This window comes from Candidatus Acetatifactor stercoripullorum, assembly GCF_944382095.1.
In the GTDB taxonomy this organism is placed as follows: Bacteria; Bacillota; Clostridia; order Lachnospirales; family Lachnospiraceae; genus Acetatifactor; species Acetatifactor stercoripullorum.
In genome coordinates, this window is sequence record NZ_CALWMU010000073.1 from 1 (window position 1) to 5,627 (window position 5,627).

Annotated in this window: 4 protein-coding genes; 2 read left to right on the plus strand and 2 right to left on the minus strand. The window is 48.7% G+C overall.

All coding sequences use genetic code 11. The annotated features are described in order from the left end of the window. Positions 1-106 precede the first annotated feature (106 nt). Positions 107-586 carry a hypothetical protein gene (locus SHK35_RS13965; RefSeq protein WP_318710233.1) on the plus strand — a complete coding sequence of 160 codons (480 nt, stop codon included), beginning with the start codon at positions 107-109 and terminating at the stop codon, positions 584-586. An 85-nt stretch (positions 587-671) separates the two neighbouring features. Further along, entirely contained in the window at positions 672-2,267 is a 1,596-nt protein-coding gene (locus SHK35_RS13970) for a transglutaminase domain-containing protein (protein WP_318710234.1), read from the plus strand. A 1-nt stretch (position 2,268) separates the two neighbouring features. On the opposite strand, the gene SHK35_RS13975 is transcribed toward SHK35_RS13970, so the two are convergent. Both SHK35_RS13975 and trkA read right to left on the minus strand, forming a co-directional pair. Further along, positions 2,269-3,711, minus strand: a complete 1,443-nt coding sequence (locus SHK35_RS13975; protein ID WP_318710236.1) for a TrkH family potassium uptake protein — start codon at positions 3,709-3,711, stop codon at positions 2,269-2,271. 8 nt (positions 3,712-3,719) lie between these two features. Further along, entirely contained in the window at positions 3,720-5,078 is a 1,359-nt protein-coding gene (gene trkA, locus SHK35_RS13980) for a Trk system potassium transporter TrkA (protein ID WP_318710238.1), read from the minus strand. Between the last annotated feature and the right edge of the window lie 549 nt (positions 5,079-5,627).

Sequence of the window (5,627 nt, forward strand, 5' to 3'; positions counted from 1 at the left end):
TGTAACTGAAGCTGTAGAGGCTGGCGTAAAATCTAATGATATTTGTGTCAGTTAATTTTTATTCGATGTACTAGATAGATTTACATACGATGACGAAGCAGAAATTATGAGCAGGATATCATCGGTTGACAGAAAAGATTATCGCGCAAATAAGGACATAATAAATGAAATAGTGTTGTGGAAAATGAATCGAAGGCCGCAGGTCCAAGAGAAGTTAATTGATGCTTTGTTTGAACTGGATACTGTAAAGACACCAATGGAAGCAGTCAAGAGTGAAAAAGCATCGAAAATTCTGGCAATGCTGCTTTGGTCAAAGGGGATGCGTCTGCCTATGGCAAGCACGGTGCTGCATTTTTATTATCCGGATGTGTTCCCAATCATCGATCAGAGAGCGTATAGAGAATTATATGGAAAGGAGTTTCCCGGAAACCTTACCAAGGTGGAAGCCCTGACAAAATTGTATTTAAAATATGTGGAGGATTGTTATATATATCAACAGCGTAATTGCCCTGAGATACCTTATGCAAAGATAGATAAGGTGTTATATCAGTTAGATAAGGAAAAAGGATTCAAGGTTAAGTATTAATTGAGGAAAAATAATAAAAAGATATCACAGCAGAGAAATCGGCTGGCGGCAGAGGGACGGCTGCTCCAAAGGAGGGTATGGTAGCTTGAAGATTTTGAAGGGAATTTTTTACGGTATTTGCATGATTGTATTGGGATGCTGCATGGGCGTGCTTGTCTGCGCCCTGAATCCTTCCCTGACAGAGAGCCTTGCGGCGGCTGTCTATGGAGAGGAAACAGAAGACTTACAGCCTCAGGGGGAGGAAACTTTACAGTCCCAGTCAACGGGAGATACACAGCCGGAGGATTCTCAGGGACTTGAGCCGTCAGCAGTGAAAGCGGATTATGTGATTCCCTCTGAGGAGCAGGTGGTTCTGCCGGATTCGGTGGAAGGAAAAAGCGGCTACGAGCCGGTAAGGGAGGAACGGGAAGAAGTCTCCCAGGAGGAAGCGGACGCCCAGGAAGAAAGTCCTGCCGTGGGGGAAACGGGAGAAGGGCTTTCCTTTGATACAGATATATATCCCTATTATGGAATGCTTACAGAGGATATGCAGCAGGTGTACCGTCAGATTTATGCCAATGCCACAGCGCTTACAGCTTCCTTTGCTCCGGTGACTGAAATCAATGTAAATGAGCTGAAAAATGTTTTTGAGGCAGTGTATAATGATCACCCTGAGCTGTTTTGGCTGGAGACGGGCTACACCTGTAAATACCTGCGCACGGGACAGTGTGTGGAAATATTGCTGCAGTTTAACGAAACAACAAATTACCTTGCGGAGGCAAGGCAGAATTTTGAGGCCCGTGCGGAAGAGATTCTGACCCAGGCAAGACAGCTTGGCAGCGATTCCCAGAAGGAACAGTATGTCCACGACGCGCTTGTTGATTTCGTGGAATATGATGCGGGGTCAGACATGAATCAAAGCGCCTACAGCGCTTTGGTAAATGGAAGAAGCGTCTGCGCGGGATATGCCAGAACCTTCCAATATCTCATGCAGCAGCTGGACATTCCCTGTTATTACTGTACTGGATATTCCGGGGAAGATCATGCCTGGAATATTGTCAGGCTGGGACAGGATTACTATAACGTAGATGTGACTTGGGATGACACAGAGCCTTCCACCTATGACTATTACAATAAATCTGATGCAGAATTTGCCTCCACTCATGTACGGAGGGGCCTGTCTGTTTATCTCCCCGCCTGCAACGGAACCTTTTCTGGGGATGCAGCGCAGGAAAGCACAGCTTCGGAAGATGGCCAGAATCAGGGACAGACAGATTCGCAGGAAGCTGTGCAGGAGACGGAGCAGCCCTTGATCAACCCCAATCCCCAGGAGCCCATCACCTGGCAGAGTACATGGAACAATAACCGTACGGAGGATACCCAGGGGGACTCTGAGGAGGAAAGACTGGCGGAGGCGGGCATCACAGCCGATGAGGTTTTGGATACCATGGAGGAATATTATGCGGATTGCCTGGCACAGATGACAGCCCTTGGCAGCGGCCAGCAGCAATTTACCAATGTGGTGCCGGAAACGCTGTGGGCGTCTATCGAAAGAGCCTACAGTGACAACAGCTTCCGCAGCCAGTATGTAGAAGAGGCGCTAAATGAGCTTGGAATGCAGAATTTTGCAATTCAGCTTCAGGCCCAGAGACTGGGAGGCGGTTATTACAGGCTCTATCACAATATTTCCACCTGGAATTGAGTTAATATTTTTTCCAGCAGGATGGCATTAAAACGACCAGAACAGGGAACAGCTCCAGACGTCCGGCCAGCATGTCAAAAATCAGTACACATTTGGCGAAGGGGCTGTAAAGGGAGAAATTCTGGGTGGGTCCCACCAGCTCCAGCCCGGGACCGATGTTGTTTAAGGTGGTGGCCACCGCTGAAAAATTTGTGGTAAAGTCAAACTCGTCCAACGCCACCAAAAGCAGCGACAGGAAGAAAATCACAAAGTAAACGGAGATAAATACATTTGTGGAACGCATGGTTTCATGGGAGATAACGCGCCCATCCATGCGTATTTTCTTTACCATGCGGGGATGGATGATCATGGACAGCTCTCTGCGGATGGCTTTACACAAAATAATAATCCGGGATACCTTAATGCCTCCCGCAGTGCTTCCGGCACAGGCCCCGATGAACATCAAAACGAGAAGTATGGTTTTGGACAGCTGTGGCCAGGCGTTAAAATCAGTTGTGGAGTAGCCTGTGGTGGTGATGATGGAGCCCACCTGGAAAAAGGCGTGGCGCACAGATTCTTCCAGGCTTGGGTACAGGCCACGGATATCTATGATGATAAGCCCGGCCCCTGCCAGAATAATCAGCAGATACCAGCGCAGCTCCTCCATGGTGAGCACTTCCTTAAAGTGTCTGCGCAGCAGCAGGAAATACACCGTATAATTGATGCCGCTTAAAATCATCAGCAGGGTAGTCACATTCTGAATCAGCGGGGAGTAGGAAGCCATGCCGTCGTTCTTAAAGCCGAAGCCTCCGGTTCCCACGGCGCCAAAGGTAGTTAACAGAGAATCAAACAAGGGCATGCCGCATAAAAGCAAAGAAAGAATACCCGCAGCGGTGATGCCAAAGTAAAGCTGGTACAGAATTTTTGCGGTGTTCCTCACCTTGGGAACCAGCTTTTCCACAGAAGGACCGGGGCTTTCCGCCCGCATCAGGTTCATGGCGGAGCCTCCCATGAGTGGGAGAACAGCCATCATAAATACAAAAACGCCCATGCCGCCGATCCAGTGGGTAAAGCTTCTCCAAAACAAACTGGCATGGGTGAGAGTTTCTACATCTGTGAGAATGCTGGCCCCGGTGGTGGTAAAACCGGAGATGGTTTCAAAGACCGCATCTACATAATGCGGAATCTCCCCGGTAAGCACAAAGGGAACTGCGCCGAAAAGGCTCATTATGGTCCAGCCCAGGGCAACACAGGTAAAGCCCTCTCTGGTGGACAAGTCCTTTTTTGAGGGATGCTTTCTTTTTAGTAGAAATCCCAGCAAAAAGCAGCATATGGCGGTGGCAAAATAAATTACCGCTGCCTGCGGTTCCCTGTAAACCAGCCCTGTGAGAGCCGGCAGCAGAAGAAAAGCAGCCTCAAATTCCAATATCCAGCCGATGATGTAAATTACAATCCCGATGTTCATTTTGATCCTTAGACCTCCAGAATATCCTTGATGTCATTAAGCCTGGAATGGGTTAAAACCACTACCACCGAATCTCCCACCCGAAGCTCGTCCTGTCCGCCGGGGATAATGAATTTCCCGCCCCGGTTGATGCAGCAGATCAGCAGATTTTTGCGCAGGGGCAGCCTTTCTAAAGGCGTGTCGGTGACAGGGGAGGTTTCCTTGATATAAAATTCCAGGGCTTCGGCCTGGCCTTCCTCCAGCTTGTAGAGGTTTTCCACGTTGCTGTTTAAGGACTCGTTCATAGAGCGGGCATATTTGATAATAGTGTCCGCTGTGAGAAGCCTGGGGTAGGTGATGCTGTCCAGCTTCAGGTCGTTCAGTACACTGTTGAAGTTGATTCTGTTGATTTTGGTCACAATTTTGGCGCTGGAGGTCTTTTTGGCAAACAGAGAGAGCAGGATATTCTCTTCGTCCATTCCCGTCAACGCAGCAAAGCCATCCATAGAGGAGAGACCCTCCTGTAAAAGCAGCTTCTGGTCCGTGCCGTCGCCGCAGATGACGGTGGCTCTTGGCAGCAGCTCATTCAGCTGATCACATCTGGCACTGTCCTGTTCAATGATTTTTGTTTCGATTCCTACGGCCAGAAGGCGCTTGGCCAGATAGTAGGCGATAGTGCCGCCGCCAACCACCATAGCGGAGTGGATTCGTCCGGTGCCTATGCCTATTTTTTTAAAAAATTCATTTGCCCTGGGCGGGGTGGAGATGATGGCAACAATATCTCCCTCCTGAAAAACAAAGTCGCCCTTTGGAATCAGCACCTCTTCTCCACGGGTCACCATGCACACCAGCACCTCACATTTTAAGGTAGTGCGGATGTGAATCAGCTCATAATTATTCAGAAGGCACTCCTTTGTGACACGAAAATGCAGAAGCTCTATGCGGCCCTTGGAGAAGGTGTCAATCTTGACCGCAGAGGGGAACTGAAAAATACGGGCGATCTCGGAGGCGGAGGTCAGCTCCGGATTGATGATCATAGCCAGTCCCAGCTCTTTTCTCAAAAAATTGGATTCCTCGTTGTAAATGGGATTGCGCACACGGGCAATGGTCTTACAGTTGCCCGCTTTTTTGGCGATGACACAGCACAGGAGATTTTGCTCGTCGGAACCGGTTACCGCAATCAAAAGGTCTGTATCGGTTATGCCGGCCTCCTGCAAAACCTGATAGCTGACTCCGTTTCCCACAATGCCCATGGCATCCAGCTCATCCGTTATGGACTTTACCTTTTCTTCTTTTTCATCAATGACCACAATATTGTGATCCTCCCCGCTTAACTGCTCTACCAGGGTGTATCCCACTTTGCCGCATCCTACGATAATAATATTCATGATTTCCTTTCGCCGCGGCCATTTTTGGACAGCGGCATCTTGTATTTTTTAGCAATGAGTAGTATATCATATATTCAGACAAAAGAGAAGAACGGCCTGGGCCGTTCTTCTCTTTTCAGGGTGCGCCTTGCGGCGCACGTCGCTAACGGGTGAAAGTCCCCAACCCGCCCTAGTAGTGGGAAGGGGACAGCCAAGACCAAGGGTGTCCATCGTGAGGTGGAATCTGAAGGAAGGTGGAGGCAAATCTCTGGTCTGACGAACAGAAACCACATCAGGCTATAACTAAGGATAAGGCTGCACTACAAGCCGAAGTCCAATAACTACTCGGAATTAGCTGTAGTAAATGTGGCAGATATATGGAGAGAAAGTGACGTGTGGTACCAAACAAAGGAGCTAGTGGAATTGACGGTATGCAGGTGGATGAACTTCTGTCCTTCCTGAGAGCAAACCAAGACACCTTAATCCAGGAGATAAGGAACGGCAAATATAAACCGAACCCAGTCCGAAGGGTAGAGATACCCAAAGAAACAAAAGGCGAGTTTCGTAAAC